The sequence below is a fragment of the Providencia sp. PROV119 genome, from assembly GCF_028482435.1.
Taxonomy (GTDB): Bacteria; Pseudomonadota; Gammaproteobacteria; order Enterobacterales; family Enterobacteriaceae; genus Providencia; species Providencia stuartii.
The window spans coordinates 166,949-182,473 of record NZ_JAMPQL010000003.1 but is presented as its reverse complement, the minus strand read 5'-3'; the positions used below and the strand labels follow the sequence as shown (position 1 = coordinate 182,473).

Genomic DNA, 15,525 nt, shown 5'->3' with positions numbered 1-15,525 from the left:
GCCGATTCTGCACACTAGTTGACGTTTTTTTCATATTTCCTTCATTTTTACGTGTAACCCCCACGCTAAACTATTAACATATCGCAACTGACTAATTTTTAACTATATAGCAGGTTCATCTCTGCTAATTTAATCATCATAATATGATGCTTTTTTACTCGACTTTGAATTAAGCGAAAATATAAATGAATAAACAAAAACGCCGTACCACTCTAACCCGTTCAGCCATTTTCGTTGCCATCATTGTCGCTGCAGGTGCCGGTTGGTATTTTTATTCTCAAAATACGCCATCTGATACAGCACAAAACAGTGCTCGTCCTACACGATCAAATAGTGCGCCACACCGTATGCTTGCCCCCGTTCAATACGCTAATGCGCAAGAAAAAGTGGTTCCTCGCTATTTAACTGGTCTCGGCACAGTACAAGCTGCCAATGTTGTCACGGTCACGAGCCGTGTTGAAGGGCAATTGATGTCTTTGCATTTTACCGAAGGGCAACAGGTAAAAGCGGGCGATTTGCTTGCTGAAATCGATCCTCGCCCTTTTGAAGTCCAATTAGCTCAGGCAGAAGGCCAACTGGCTAAAGATAAAGCGACGTTGGCAAATGCTCGATTAGACTTAAATCGTTATCAAAAGCTTGCGGGAACAAAAGTGATTTCACAGCAAGAGCTAGATAACCAAAAAGCGCTCGTTTTACAGGCAGAAGGCAGTATTAAGGTCGATCAAGCCGCCGTTGATAATGCGAAGCTACAATTAACCTACAGTAAAATCACAGCCCCTATTTCAGGCCGTGTTGGTTTAAAACAGGTCGACGTCGGTAATTTTATTTCTGCGGGCACAGCAACCCCAATCGTGGTTATCACACAGACTCAACCTGCTGATGTGCTTTTTGCCCTTCCCGAGGGAGACATTCCTGCCGTACAAAAAGCTCAGTCCTCAAATCAACCGGTAAAAGTGGAAGCTTGGGATAGAAATAATATCGCGATGATCAGCGAAGGCTATTTGTTAAGTATAGATAATCAGATAGACCCTGCTACTGGCACACTAAAAATGAAAGCACGTTTTACGAACGAGCTACAAACTTTATTTCCAAATCAATTTGTGAATATCAAAATGCAGATCGAAACCTTGCAAAATGCCGTCGTTATCCCTACTGCGGCATTGCAGATGGGTAACGAAGGTCATTATGTTTGGGTACTGAACGATGATAATCGTGTGAGTAAACATGTTGTGACGGTAGGTATGCAAGATAGCCAGCAGGTGGTGATTGAAAGTGGGCTAACTGCAAATACAAAAGTGATTACTGACGGTGTCGACCGTTTAACAGATGGCACCAGCGTGGAAGTAGTTAACACCGAAACGGCTTCTAAATCCGCAAAACCACAAAAAAATAAAAATACAGCGGAGAAAGCCTGATGCAACCCGGGATCCAAAAAGGTGGCGGCCCTTCCCGCTTATTTATTTTACGTCCAGTCGCTACCACCTTATTTATGGTAGCCATTCTGCTTGCAGGGATCATTGGCTATCGTTTCCTACCTGTATCGGCTTTACCGGAAGTCGATTATCCAACGATCCAAGTGGTCACCCTCTATCCGGGAGCGAGTCCTGAAGTCATGACATCCGCGGTAACCGCGCCGCTAGAAACCCAGTTTGGGCAGATGTCTGGGCTAAAACAAATGTCTTCCCAAAGTTCAGGGGGCGCATCTGTGATCACCTTGATGTTCCAGCTAACACTCCCCTTGGAGGTTGCAGAACAGGAAGTTCAGGCCGCCATTAATTCAGCCTCAAGTTTACTGCCTTCAGATTTACCTTATCCGCCTATTTACAATAAGGTCAACCCAGCGGATCCACCGGTACTCACTCTCGCCGTCACTTCTGACGCCATGCCTTTGACACAAGTTCAAGACATGATTGAGAACCGTATTGCGCAAAAAATATCACAGGTCAATGGCGTGGGGCTTGTCACCCTTGCGGGTGGACAACGCCCAGCGGTGCGAGTGAACTTAAACCCACAAGCGATGGCAGCAAAAGGATTAGACAGCGAGACGATCCGAACCGCGATAAACAATGCTAACGTCAACTCAGCAAAAGGCAGTTTTGATGGCCCAACACGCGCGGTAACCCTCTCTGCAAATGACCAAATGAAATCCTTAGAGGACTATCGCCGCTTAATTGTGGCCTTTCAAAACGGTGCTCCCGTCCGTTTAGGTGATATCGCCACTATTGAGCAAGGGGCGGAAAACGCCTATCTAGGTGCGTGGGCAAATGCACAACAGGCTATTGTTATTAATGTACAACGCCAACCTGGCGCTAACGTTATCGAAACCACTGATACCATTCGCAACCTGCTTCCTGAGCTAATTGAAACACTGCCTAAATCGGTGGATGTGAAAATTTTAACGGATAGAACCAGCACAATCCGTGCCTCCGTTAGCGATGTGCAGTTTGAATTAATGCTTGCGATTGCACTGGTTGTCATGGTGATCTACCTGTTCCTACGCAACGGTATCGCGACACTCATTCCCGGTATTGCCGTTCCTCTTTCCCTTGTCGGCACCTTTGCCGTCATGTATTTCTGTGGTTTCTCTGTCAATAACCTCACTTTGATGGCTCTCACTATCGCCACAGGGTTTGTGGTCGATGATGCCATTGTGGTTATTGAAAATATTTCGCGCTACCTTGAACAAGGTGACAAGCCTGTCGTCGCCGCTTTAAAAGGCGCGGGAGAAATTGGCTTTACCATTATTTCATTAACATTTTCTTTGGTGGCAGTACTGATCCCATTACTGTTTATGGGCGATATTGTTGGTCGGTTGTTTAGGGAATTTGCCATCACCCTTGCCGTTGCCATTCTGATCTCGGCGGTAGTGTCCTTGACACTCACACCAATGATGTGTGCTCGCTTGTTAAAACCTGAATCAGAGCATAAACATAACCGCTTTGAAATCGCCTGCGAGCGCTTTTTTGACCGCATGATTGCAGGATATGCCATTTGGTTAAAGCGGATATTAAATCACCGCTGGCTAACACTTTCCGTTGCTATCGGCACGCTGGTTTTAACCGTATTACTGTATATGTGGATCCCGAAAGGTTTCTTTCCATTACAAGATAACGGGATCATTCAAGGCACTATTGAAAGCCGCCAATCCATCTCCTTTGTGGCTATGTCACAGAAACAGCAGGAAGTGGCTGAAAAATTACTGTCTGATCCTGCGGTAGAAAATATCACCACTTATGTTGGGATAGATGGAACCAATCCGACTCTCAATAATGGGCGCATTCAAATTACCTTGAAGCCTTTAGATGAACGTCCAGATCGCGTCAATACGATTATTCCACGCTTGCAACGTTTAGCTGATAGCGTTTCTGGGGTCAATTTGTATTTGCAACCGATGCAAGACCTCACGATTGATACCCAATTGGCTCGCACCCAATATCAATTTACGCTGCAAGCAGGCTCGCTAGATGAACTTTCTCTTTGGGTGCCTAAGCTATTGAGCCAATTAAAACAACAGCCCGAGTTAGTGGATGTCAGCAGTGATTGGCAGGATAAAGGACTTGTCGCCTACGTTAATGTTGATAGAGATACGGCGAGTCGTTTTGGTATCACGATGGCTGCAATTGATAACGCCCTATACAATGCGTTCGGTCAACGCATGATCTCGACCATTTATACCCAATCGAATCAGTACCGCGTTATTATTGAGCATGATACGCAAACTCGCGATGGTATTAACGCCCTGAATGATATTCGTCTCAAAGGCACCGATGGCGCCATTGTGCCATTAAGCACGTTAGTCAATATTCAGGAAGGCTATGGGCCGCTTGCGATTAACCATTTGGATCAGTTCCCAGCAGCGACCTTCTCGTTTAATCTTGCTGACGATGCGTCTCTTGAGTCTGCGGTTAATGCGGTGAAAAATGCAGAAGCGCAAATTAATATGCCAAAATCCATTACGACTCAGTTCCAAGGCGCTACTTTAGCGTTTGAAGCCGCACTGAGTAGTACGGTTTGGTTAATTGCCGCCGCAATCATCGCCATGTATATCGTTCTTGGGATTTTATATGAAAGCTTTATTCATCCTATTACCATCCTCTCAACACTCCCTACTGCTGGCGTAGGGGCATTATTAGCTCTGATGATGGCTGGCAGCGAATTAGATGTGATTGCTGTTATTGGTATTATTTTGTTAATCGGGATAGTTAAAAAGAACGCAATCATGATGATTGACTTTGCACTTGCCGCCGAACGTGAGCAAGGCATGTCTCCTAAAGATGCTATTTACCAAGCCTGTTTATTACGATTCCGCCCAATATTGATGACCACCATGGCGGCTCTGCTCGGCGCATTACCGCTGATGCTCAGTAGCGGCGTAGGTGCAGAGCTTCGTCAACCACTTGGGATCTGTATGGTGGGAGGGCTGATTATGAGTCAGATCTTAACCCTATTTACGACACCGGTGATTTATCTGTTATTTGATAGCCTTTCAAATAACTTAAAAGCACGCCGCCAAAGTCGCAAACAACAGGTGTCATAATGAAGCGTTTCTTTGCCTTATTCATTAGTCGCCCTGTTGCAACCACACTGATTAGCGTTGCAATCTCGCTATGTGGTGCACTGAGCTTCATTTTTTTGCCCGTTGCACCACTGCCACAAGTTGACTACCCCGTAATAAACGTGACAGCGTCACTTCCTGGGGCATCCCCAGAAACCATGGCATCGTCTATTGCAACTCCGTTAGAGCGTTCATTGGGAAGTATTGCGGGTATCAGTGAAATGACCTCCAGCAGTTCGCTTGGTCGTACCACCATCACCCTCGAATTTAATCTTGATAAAGACATTAACAACGCTGCCCGTGAAGTACAAGCCGCGATAAATGCGGCACAAACCTTGTTACCGAGCGGAATGCCAAGCAAGCCTCGATACTATAAATCGAACCCTTCCGACGCCCCTATTATGATCTTAACCTTAACCTCTAAGACGATGAGTACAGGTGAGATTTATGATATTGCATCAACCCGTTTATCACAGCGTATAGCGCAAATTGAAGGGGTCAGTGAAGTCTCCGTTGGTGGTGGCTCCCTGCCCGCGGTACGTGTTGAGCTCAATCCAACGGCTCTATTTAATCAAGGCGTCTCCTTAGATAAGGTGCGCTCCGCAATCAGTAGCGCCAACGTGCGCCAACCTCAAGGCTACATTAACAACGATGACAGCCGCTGGCAGGTACAAACCAATGATGAGCTAAAAAAAGCAGTGGACTATCAACCTATCATCGTCCACTACAAAGAGGGCAATGCCGTCAAACTCAGTGATGTGGCGAATGTGAAAGATTCGGTTCAAGACGTACGTGCAGCAGGGATGTCAGGTGGTGAGCCCGCTATTTTGATTGTCATCCGTCGCGAAGCGGGAGCTAATATCATTGAAACCGTAAATCGCATTCGCGCAGAGCTTCCTGACTTCCAAGAGATGATCCCTGCCGCGATTGACCTAAAAGTAGCGCAGGACAGAACGCCGACGATCCGCGCTTCACTCGTTGAAGTCGAGCGCGCATTGATGATCGCTATTGCGTTAGTCATATTAGTTGTGTTGTTATTTCTACGCTCTGGTCGCGCCACCCTGATCCCTGCAATTGCGGTTCCTGTATCTCTCATTGGCACCTTTACTGCCATGTATCTTTGCGGTTTCAGTTTAAATAACTTGTCATTAATGGCATTGACCGTCGCAACAGGCTTTGTTGTCGATGATGCGATTGTGGTACTCGAAAACATTTCACGTCATATCGAAAATGGCTGTAAACCCTTTATTGCTGCGGTCAGAGGGGTGAGTGAAGTCGGTTTTACGGTTGTTTCAATGAGCATCTCCCTCGTAGCCGTTTTTATTCCTTTATTATTAATGGAGGGGTTAGTTGGCCGGCTATTTCGTGAGTTTGCGATTACCCTCGCCACGGCAATTGGCATCTCGCTGGTCGTTTCGCTGACCCTCACCCCCATGATGTGCGCCCATTTGCTTAAACGACACAAAGGCAAACAGGCTGAAAAAACCAGTGTTATCGGCGGCTACTTACACCGTATACAAAACGGTTACGGTGCGACATTAAATTGGGTACTGTCTCATAAACGCAGTGTACTCGCTATCTTGTTCGCCACTATCGGATTGAACATTTATTTGTATATCGCTATCCCAAAAACATTTTTCCCTGAACAAGATACAGGCCGTTTACTTGGCTTTGTTCGTGCCGACCAAAGCATTTCATTCCAAGCAATGAAAGAGAAAATGACGCGCTTTATGCAGCAAGTGAATGCCGATCCTGCCGTGGATAGCGTGACAGGTTTTACTGGCGGAAGCCGTGTAAACAGCGGCTCCATGTTTATCTCATTGAAACCGATTGATGAACGTAAAGAGAGTGCCAACGCGGTAATCAACCGACTTCGAGCTAAGTTAGCTAAAGAGCCGGGAGCTAATTTATTTATGATGCCCGTGCAAGATATCCGTGTTGGTGGCCGTCAAGCGCATTCCAGTTATCAGTTTTCATTACTTGCCGATGAACTCAATGCGTTACGTGAATGGGAGCCTGCGGTACGTAAAGCCATTGCCGAACTCCCGCAAGTGACTGATGTAAACTCAGATAAAGAGGATAAAGGCGCTGAGATGGCCATTACCTATGATAGGGATTTAATGGCCCAACTTGGTATTGATGTGCGAGCCGCCAATGACCTGTTGAATAATGCCTTCGGACAACGTCAAATATCCACCATCTATGAACCCATGAACCAATACAAGGTGGTGATGGAAGTGGCGCCTGAATATACTCAGGATGTCAGTTCTCTCGACAAAATGTTTGTTATCAATAGTCGTGGAGACGCTATTCCATTATCTTATTTTGCCCGTTGGCAGCCCGCCAATGCCCCTTTGAGTGTTAACCACCAAGGGTTATCGGCATCATCCACTATCGCATTTAACATCGCTGAAGGTTATACCCTCAATGACGCCATTTCAGCTATCGAAAAAACCATGACCACACTTGGTGTGCCATCAACAATACGAGGCACTTTTGCGGGTACAGCTCAGATATTCCAAGATACCTTAAAATCACAATTGTTTTTAATTTTAGCAGCCATTGTCACTGTCTACCTTGTTTTAGGCATTTTGTATGAAAGCTATATTCATCCACTGACCATTTTATCCACACTACCTTCGGCGGGGGTCGGCGCTCTCCTCGCCTTAGAGTTATTTGATACCCCATTTAGTTTAATTGCTCTAATCGGCATTATGCTGCTGATTGGTATTGTGAAGAAAAATGCCATTATCATGGTGGATTTTGCTATCCAAGCACAACGTCAGCATGGTTTAACCGCACGTGAGGCGATTTTGCGTGCGAGCTTACTGCGCTTTAGGCCTATTTTAATGACGACGCTGGCAGCAATTTTTGGTGCCCTACCACTTGCTTTAGGCAGTGGTGATGGCGCGGAGTTACGCCAACCATTAGGTATCACTATTGTTGGTGGCTTAGTGATGAGTCAACTACTCACCTTATTCACAACACCGGTCGTCTATTTATGTTTCGATCAACTCAGACAGCGCTATACCAAAAAAGCGGTAGCTCTAAACGAATAAGGGCTTATATATAATGAAACTCAGATTTAATAGCGTCAGTACTCGATTATTTTTGGCTATCTTTGCGACATGCATACTCCTCGTTGTGATCATGCACCAAGGAGTACGTTTAAGCTTCCAGCATGGTTTTACCGACTATATTAAAGAAAATGACCAACAGCGTGCTGAGCTGATCGCTGACGCTCTTGCTGAGCAATACGATGAGACGGGGAGTTGGCGCTTCTTGATCCGTAATGAACGTGCTTTCTTTCATATTTTACGCAGCATTGAACACCACCAGCGCACCCTACCGCCGACTAAACCAAAGGGGTGGCGCTCATATTTTTGGGTTTATGATAGCCAAGACCGCCGAATATTAGGCCGCGATGTTCCTTTACCGGATGATGTTATCCGACAACCCGTCATCTCATCTAATGGCAAAACGGTAGGTTGGGTCATTGCAAGTAGTGGAGATGGGATTAGCAATGAAATTGACCGCCGTTTTGATGATCAACAGATGCTCACCAGTTGGTTTATTGCTGGCTTATCATTAATCGTTGCCTTGATTGCTACATTTTTCTTAGCACGTGGTTTTTTAAGACCCATCAAACGGCTGTTAGATGGGACGAACCAACTTGCCAATGGCGACTTTTCAACCCGCGTTCCTGAAGTCGGTCACGATGAACTCGGTCAGCTAGCAAAAGACTTTAATCACCTCGCATCAACGCTGGAAAAAAATGAGCATATGCGCCGAGACTATATGGCAGATATTTCTCATGAACTGCGCACTCCTCTATCCGTTTTGCAAGGTGAACTCGAAGCCGTTCAGGATGGCGTTCGCCAAGCGACACCTGAGACCATCAATTCATTACTGGCAGAGACACACACATTAATCAAATTAGTCAACGACCTACATCAACTTTCCCTGTCGGATAGAGGCTCGTTGGTGTATCGCATCCAATCTGCTGATATTGTGCCTTTAATTAATATGACCGTTGGGCAATCACGCTGGCGGCTCGAAGAAAAACAGCTTTCAGTTACGCTAAATTTACCTGAGCAGCAGATCATCAATATTGACCCAGACCGAATCACGCAGCTATTTTACAATTTGATGGAAAATAGCCTACGTTATACCGACCCGCAAGGTGAAATAGTCATTCGAGCCTTGGTTGAAGAGAATCAATTTTCTATTTATTGGGAAGACAGTGCACCGGGGTTAACCATCCAGCAGTGTAGCCACCTATTTGAGCGTTTCTATCGAGCCGAAGGGTCTCGTAACCGCGCTAGCGGAGGCTCTGGCTTAGGGTTAGCGATTTGCTATAATATCATTGAAGCGCATAAGGGAAGCATACACGCTAGCCCTTCCCCTTTAGGCGGCGTGTGTATTGCTATCCACTTACCGCTCAATCAAAAGGAAAGTGAACAGTGACAGTGTTAGAGCCTTCAAGTGCCAACGTATTAATTGTTGAGGATGAGCCAAAACTTGGGCAACTGCTTTATGATTACCTTCAGGCGGCAGGTTATCAGCCTTCAATATTGCAGCGTGGTGATGAAGTCATTGACTATGTGCGTCAGCAACAACCCGACATTATCCTCCTTGATTTGATGCTACCGGGGATGGACGGGCTAACAATCTGCCGTGAACTGCGCAAATTTTGCGAGATACCGATCATTATGGTGACGGCTAAAACGGAAGAAATTGACCGCCTGTTAGGGTTAGAAATTGGTGCCGATGACTATATCTGTAAACCCTTTAGTCCTCGCGAAGTAGTCGCAAGGGTAAAGACTATTTTACGGCGTTGCCAACGCGCGGCTTCTCCGGATAAAAGCAGACCCCAGCTCATTATCGATGAAAATGCGTTTCAAGTCCGCTATGGCGAACAACTGCTTGAGTTAACTCCCGCCGAGTTCCGTTTACTCAAGTTTATGTCGGACAACGCTGGCACCGTCTTTTCCCGTGACCAGCTATTAGATATTCTGTATGACGATCACCGCATCGTCACCGATAGAACAATTGATAGCCATGTTAAAAACTTACGGCGTAAACTCGAATTACTCGATAACGAGAAAACATTTATTCGCTCTATTTATGGTTTAGGTTATCGCTGGGATGAGGTGTAATCCTAGACATTGAGGCAAGTCAGTTATACTTACTATTTGTAGGGAATATTTTGATTTCCTGAAAAATAGAGTTAAAATCAGCTCCCTTTAAAATGCTTATCCGCCCTAGGGTAAGTACTGACTTGATATCAGACTGAGAAGCAACATGTTTACACCAGAATTATTATCGCCCGCAGGTTCATTAAAGAACATGCGTTATGCTTTTGCTTATGGCGCAGATGCCGTTTATGCAGGGCAACCTCGTTATAGCCTTCGCGTGCGTAACAACGAATTTAACCACGAAAACCTTGCTAAAGGGATCCAAGAAGCCCACGAACTTGGCAAAAAGTTCTATGTCGTTGTTAACATCGCACCGCATAATGCCAAGCTAAAAACCTTTATTCGCGACCTAACCCCTGTCATTGAAATGGGGCCAGATGCGTTGATCATGTCAGACCCTGGTTTGATTATGATGGTTCGCGAAGCCTTCCCTGACATGGATATTCATTTATCCGTACAAGCAAACGCAGTTAACTGGGCATCGGTAAAATTTTGGAAGCAAATGGGTCTGACTCGCGTCATTTTATCACGTGAGCTTTCACTTGAAGAAATCGCTGAAATTCGTAAACAGGTGCCTGATATTGAATTAGAGGTATTCGTTCACGGTGCACTGTGTATGGCCTACTCTGGCCGTTGCCTACTGTCAGGTTATATCAATAAACGCGACCCAAACCAAGGTACTTGCACCAACGCCTGCCGCTGGGAATATAAAGTTGAAGAAGGCAAAGAAGATGATGTGGGAAATATCGTGCATATGCATGAGCCTATCCCTGTCAAAAACATAGCGCCAACTTTAGGTGAAGGTGCCCCGACCGATAAAGTGTTTATGATCGAAGAGGCTAAACGTCCGGGTGAGTATATGACCGCCTTTGAAGACGAACATGGCACTTATATCATGAACTCCAAAGATTTACGCGCGATAGAACACGTTGAAAACTTGACTAAAATGGGTGTGCACTCCTTAAAAATTGAAGGACGCACAAAATCATTCTATTACTGTGCACGTACAGCACAAGTCTATCGCCGTGCAATTGATGATGCGGTTGCCGGTAAGCCATTCGACCCAACTCTCCTTTCGACCTTAGAAGGCTTAGCTCACCGTGGCTATACCGAAGGCTTTTTACGCCGTCACACCCATGATGCCTATCAAACCTATGAATATGGCTATTCGGTTTCTGAAACTCAGCAATTTGTGGGTGAATTTACGGGTAAACGTGTTAATGGCCTCGCAGAAGTTGACGTCAAAAATAAATTTAGTCTAGGTGATAGCTTAGAATTAATGACTCCAGCTGGAAACATTGTGTTTACCCTTGATGCGCTCCATAACCGTAAAGGGGAAGCCATTGACGTGGCACCGGGCAACGGTCATATTGTTTATCTGCCTGTTCCTGATGATGTTGATCTAAATTTTGGCCTGCTAATACGTAACCTATCAGGCACAACGACTCGCTCACCACATCAAACTGAATCATCAACTACGGCTTAATTTCGTTACGCATTAAGCTAATTGATTATAATGCTAGAATTCATTAATTTAATTGATTGAATTTCTAGCATTTTTTATTTTTCCGTTTCAAACTATCTCAGTATAAAACATCAACTTCAATTGATAATCATTCTCATAAATAGTGTTTTACCGTAAAAATGTATTTAATATCCATTTTTATGCAATAGATCACAACAATTAGCTATTCAATGTCGTATAGTCACAATCGAAAATGAAGAACTAGAAAGTCATAAAATAAGACTAGGAACCACCTCCTTGGCTGGCTCAATCTCCCTTGAGCTAGCCATTTCTTTTTTATCTCCCCTATAGAATGATTTAATCTATCAATGTGATTATTGAATTATTGTCATTTATCTCTCCGTTGTGTCTATACTGTGATCACTGTTGTTATCACTACAAGGATCAAAATGGCTATCGATAAACTTCATCGCGCACTTATCATCCTCAACGGTAAACAATCTGCCAATCCTGAGCTAAGAAAAGCCATCTACCAGCTACGTGAAGAAGGTCATACAATTTTGGTGAGGATCCCATGGGAAACCAGTGAATTACCTACTTTTATTGATGAAGCAATCCGCGAAGGTGCAGAAACAATTATCGCCGGTGGCGGCGATGGCACAATTAACGCTGTAGCCAGTGCGTTAATGCGCTTACCTGAAAAGCAACGCCCCGCGATTGGTATCTTACCGCTAGGTACAGCCAATGATTTTGCTACTGGCGCCAACATCCCTATGGATATCCATGCTGCTTTAGCATTAGCAGTAAAAGGCAAATCAGTGGCGATAGATATTGCTAGAGTCAATCATGATGCTTTTTTTATGAATATGGCCACGGGGGGGTTTGGCACTCGGATCACAACAGAAACGCCGGATGCTCTTAAGTCAGCACTGGGTGGCGCAGCTTATGTTATTAATGGCTTGTTGCGCCCTGACACACTAAAAACTGATACCTGTCGGATTGAAACAGAGCATTTTCATTGGGAAGGCGAAACTCTGGTTGTTGCTATCGGTAATGGAATACAGGCGGGTGGTGGACAACAATTAACCCCCGATGCATTAATCGATGATGGTAAATTGAATTTGCTCATCATACCCGCTCGCGATGTGATACCCGCTCTACTGACCAATTTGTTCAGCAATGATAAAAATCAGCATTTAATTGAAAAAACAACTCGTTGGGTAAAAATTTCATCGCCCCATGAAATGGTATTTAATTTGGACGGAGAGCCGCTTTCTGGTGAAACTTTCACCTTTGAATTACTACCTGAAGCGATCCACTGCCGGTTACCGCCTCAATGTGGCTTGTTATCTTAAATTTTATGATTAACATCCCCTAGACTTTTGTTAAATGGAGGAAGTCATGACTGATATCGCTAAGCTGTTAGGTTCCGAAGCTTCAACTCTTTTAGACCATCGTTGCCAAACTATCCCTCGTGAAAACCTTTATCTGCCTGGCTCAGATTTTGTTGACCGTGTGATGATCGATAATAACCGCCCCAATAGTGTACTTCGTTCAATGCAGACTTTATTTAACCATGGTCGCTTAGCTGGCACCGGTTATCTGTCTATTCTTCCCGTTGACCAAGGCGTTGAACACTCAGCCGCTGCCTCATTTGCTGCCAACCCGCTCTATTTCGACCCTAAAAATATTGTTGAATTAGCAATTGAGGCTGGTTGTAACTGCGTAGCCTCTACCTATGGTGTCTTAGCTGCCGTTTCGCGCCGCTACGCGCATAAAATTCCTTTCTTAGTCAAACTGAACCATAACGAAACCCTCAGTTACCCTACTCAATACGACCAAACCTTATATGCCAGTGTTGAACAAGCGTTTGAAATGGGTGCCGTTGCGGTCGGTGCGACTATCTATTTCGGCTCTCCTGAGTCTCGTCGCCAAATTGAAGAGATTTCTGCGGCATTTGAACGAGCACATGAACTCGGCATGGTAACCGTTCTATGGGCTTATTTACGCAATTCCGCATTTAAAAAAGATGGCGTTGATTACCACGCAAGTGCCGATTTAACGGGGCAAGCAAACCATATCGCGGCAACTATCGGTGCGGATATCGTAAAACAAAAAATGGCTGAAAATAACGGCGGCTATAAAGCGATTGGCTTTGGTCACACCGATGAGCGCGTGTATACCAAACTCACAACCGATAACCCAATCGATCTTGTTCGTTATCAATTAGCGAACTGTTATATGGGTCGTGCAGGTCTTATCAACTCAGGTGGCGCTTCTGGACAAAATGATCTGAGCGAATCAGTACGCACTGCGGTTATCAATAAACGTGCAGGCGGCATGGGGCTCATCTTAGGCCGTAAAGCCTTTAAGAAATCCATGCAAGAAGGTGTGGCATTGATCAATGCCGTACAGGATGTTTACCTCAGTAAAGACGTGACTATCGCTTAATTCGCCTCGCATATGCCCTCATACGAGGGCATTTTCAATCTATGCATTACCACCATGCATGAAAATGGTGAACCGGCCCAATCCCCGCCCCCACTTCTAAGCTATCAGCTTGCTCTAACGCCGCTTGTAAATAAGCTTTTGCTTCCGGAACAGTCTGTTGCCAATCCTTAAAGCGTGGCCTTAATGCAGCGAGTGCAGCAGACAATGTACATCCCGTACCGTGTGTATGACGAGTATTCACTCTTGGTGAGGTAAAACGCCATTCACCTTCTGAAGTTATTAACCAATCAGGGCTTTCACTGTCGCTAAGATGCCCCCCTTTCATCAAAACAGCTTGGCACCCCATATCCAGTAATCGATGCCCTTGACTTAACATTTGAGATTCTGTTTTGGCAGTGTGTTCACCTAATAGCGAGGCAGCTTCAGGTAAATTCGGGGTAATCAATGATACCAATGGCAACAGCTTTCGTCTCATTGCATCAACGGCATCAGGCTGTAGTAGAGGATCGCCACTTTTGGCAATCATGACCGTATCTAAAATCACATGAGGGATGTTGTACTGCTCTAAAGCCTGAGCAACGACCGCAATCACCTTCTGATTGAACAGCATGCCAATTTTAGCACTGTCAATGCGTACGTCACTGAGTACGGATTCAAGTTGTGCTGCCACGAACGTCTCAGGGAGTTCATGAACTGATTGAACACCACGGGTATTTTGCGCCACCAACGCCGTCATGACACTCGTGCCATAAGCACCAAGAGCCGAAAAGGTTTTTAAATCTGCTTGGATCCCCGCTCCACCCGATGGGTCTGTTCCCGCGATGGTTAACGCATTGATTCTCATGAAATCTCACTCCTAAGCACAACGTAAGGAGCGGTCTTATTGGAAGGTTTATCATTGACGCTTCCGACTTCCCTACGCTGGCATTATCCAGATCAGGTAATACGGGTGCTTCTCAGTCTTTATCGACGCCCCGAGCCAAAAATACTTATAGAGTATCGCATTTTTCCTTGCCACAAACCAGCCTATCCACCACTTGCTGACGCCTGTTATTCAGGAAAAACCGAATAATACTCGCATTAGTATCTAAATAATTAAGACTATTGCCAATATTAGTAAATATCAATTAATGCTGTTATATCGCACCTAGGTAATCTAAAATAATTAATGAGCACAATCATTTCGTGAGCAGTGATATTTTTGGCTCACTACCTCAATCTACAATATCCAAAACATGCATTAACCTGAGTCGGATTTACCATGAGAGTTAACAAAAAATTGCAGCAAGTTGTAGGGGCATCAGCCTTAATGATGACCGCCTTCTGCTTTGCTTCATCCCCTTCTACTGATAAGGAGTCTGAGGGGCTATGGGATAAATTTACCCGAAATGTCAGTACCACTTGGGATTCAAATCAATACGATATCTATGTTCCCGTTTTAACATGGCATAACCGCTTTACTTACGATAAAGAGAAAACCGATAGTTATAACGAAACCCCATGGGGATTTGGGCTAGGTAAATATCGCTATGATGAAGACAATGACTGGCATGCACTATATGCTATGGCATTCATGGACTCTCATAATAAAGTAGAGCCAATCGCGGGCTATGCTTATCAAAAAATGTGGATCCCTGGGGAACTAGACGGTTTTAAAATGGGGGCTGGCTTCACCTTGAGTGTAACCGCGCGTGATGATTATTATTACATCCCGCTGCCACTTCCTCTTCCATTAGTTTCTATGGAGTATGACAGATTAGCGCTGCAAGCAACCTATATCCCTGGAACATATAACAACGGTAACGTGCTCTTTGCTTGGTTACGTTGGCAATGGTAATACCAACCTTTTATTAAGC

General features: G+C 45.0%; 10 protein-coding genes and 1 riboswitch. Of the genes, 9 read left to right on the top strand and 1 reads right to left on the bottom strand.

Features of this window, described 5'->3' with window-relative positions; all coding sequences use genetic code 11:
- Positions 1 to 185 precede the first annotated feature (185 nt).
- The 8 genes from PSF11_RS05490 (at position 186) to fbaB (ending at position 13,669) form a co-directional block, all read left to right on the top strand.
- Positions 186 to 1,415 (top strand): MdtA/MuxA family multidrug efflux RND transporter periplasmic adaptor subunit, encoded by a 1,230-nt coding sequence (locus PSF11_RS05490; RefSeq protein ID WP_004920679.1) that lies wholly within the window; start codon positions 186 to 188, stop codon positions 1,413 to 1,415.
- A complete protein-coding gene (locus tag PSF11_RS05485) occupies positions 1,415 to 4,537 on the top strand; it encodes an MdtB/MuxB family multidrug efflux RND transporter permease subunit (RefSeq protein ID WP_040133231.1) in 3,123 nt (1,040 codons plus the stop codon). Before PSF11_RS05490 ends, PSF11_RS05485 begins: the two co-directional genes overlap by 1 nt.
- Complete coding sequence (gene mdtC, locus PSF11_RS05480) at positions 4,537 to 7,614, top strand: multidrug efflux RND transporter permease subunit MdtC (protein ID WP_061063939.1); 3,078 nt, start codon at positions 4,537 to 4,539, stop codon at positions 7,612 to 7,614. The genes PSF11_RS05485 and mdtC overlap by 1 nt, the downstream gene beginning before the upstream one ends.
- Positions 7,615 to 7,627: 13 nt before the next feature.
- Positions 7,628 to 9,022 (top strand): two-component system sensor histidine kinase BaeS, encoded by a 1,395-nt coding sequence (baeS, locus tag PSF11_RS05475; RefSeq protein ID WP_004920685.1) that lies wholly within the window; start codon positions 7,628 to 7,630, stop codon positions 9,020 to 9,022.
- Complete coding sequence (baeR, locus tag PSF11_RS05470) at positions 9,019 to 9,714, top strand: two-component system response regulator BaeR (RefSeq protein WP_014656131.1); 696 nt, start codon at positions 9,019 to 9,021, stop codon at positions 9,712 to 9,714. The genes baeS and baeR overlap by 4 nt, the downstream gene beginning before the upstream one ends.
- A 145-nt stretch (positions 9,715 to 9,859) precedes the next feature.
- On the top strand, positions 9,860 to 11,239 hold the full coding sequence (gene trhP / locus PSF11_RS05465) for a prephenate-dependent tRNA uridine(34) hydroxylase TrhP (RefSeq protein WP_004920692.1): 1,380 nt from the start codon (positions 9,860 to 9,862) through the stop codon (positions 11,237 to 11,239).
- A 428-nt stretch (positions 11,240 to 11,667) separates the two neighbouring features.
- Entirely contained in the window at positions 11,668 to 12,573 is a 906-nt protein-coding gene (yegS, locus tag PSF11_RS05460; protein WP_004920694.1) for a lipid kinase YegS, read from the top strand.
- 46 nt (positions 12,574 to 12,619) lie between these two features.
- Positions 12,620 to 13,669, top strand: coding sequence for a class I fructose-bisphosphate aldolase (fbaB, locus tag PSF11_RS05455; protein ID WP_036940565.1), 1,050 nt, complete (start codon positions 12,620 to 12,622; stop codon positions 13,667 to 13,669).
- A 46-nt stretch (positions 13,670 to 13,715) separates the two neighbouring features.
- On the opposite strand, the gene thiD is transcribed toward fbaB, so the two are convergent.
- Complete coding sequence (gene thiD, locus PSF11_RS05450) at positions 13,716 to 14,513, bottom strand: bifunctional hydroxymethylpyrimidine kinase/phosphomethylpyrimidine kinase (protein WP_072502312.1); 798 nt, start codon at positions 14,511 to 14,513, stop codon at positions 13,716 to 13,718.
- Positions 14,514 to 14,565: 52 nt separating this feature from the next.
- A riboswitch (TPP riboswitch) is annotated at positions 14,566 to 14,656 on the bottom strand.
- 274 nt (positions 14,657 to 14,930) lie between these two features.
- Here thiD and pagP point away from each other — a divergent pair.
- Positions 14,931 to 15,506: a lipid IV(A) palmitoyltransferase PagP gene (pagP, locus tag PSF11_RS05445; protein WP_014656133.1), complete on the top strand. Its 576-nt coding sequence runs from the start codon at positions 14,931 to 14,933 to the stop codon at positions 15,504 to 15,506.
- The last annotated feature ends 19 nt before the right edge of the window (positions 15,507 to 15,525 follow it).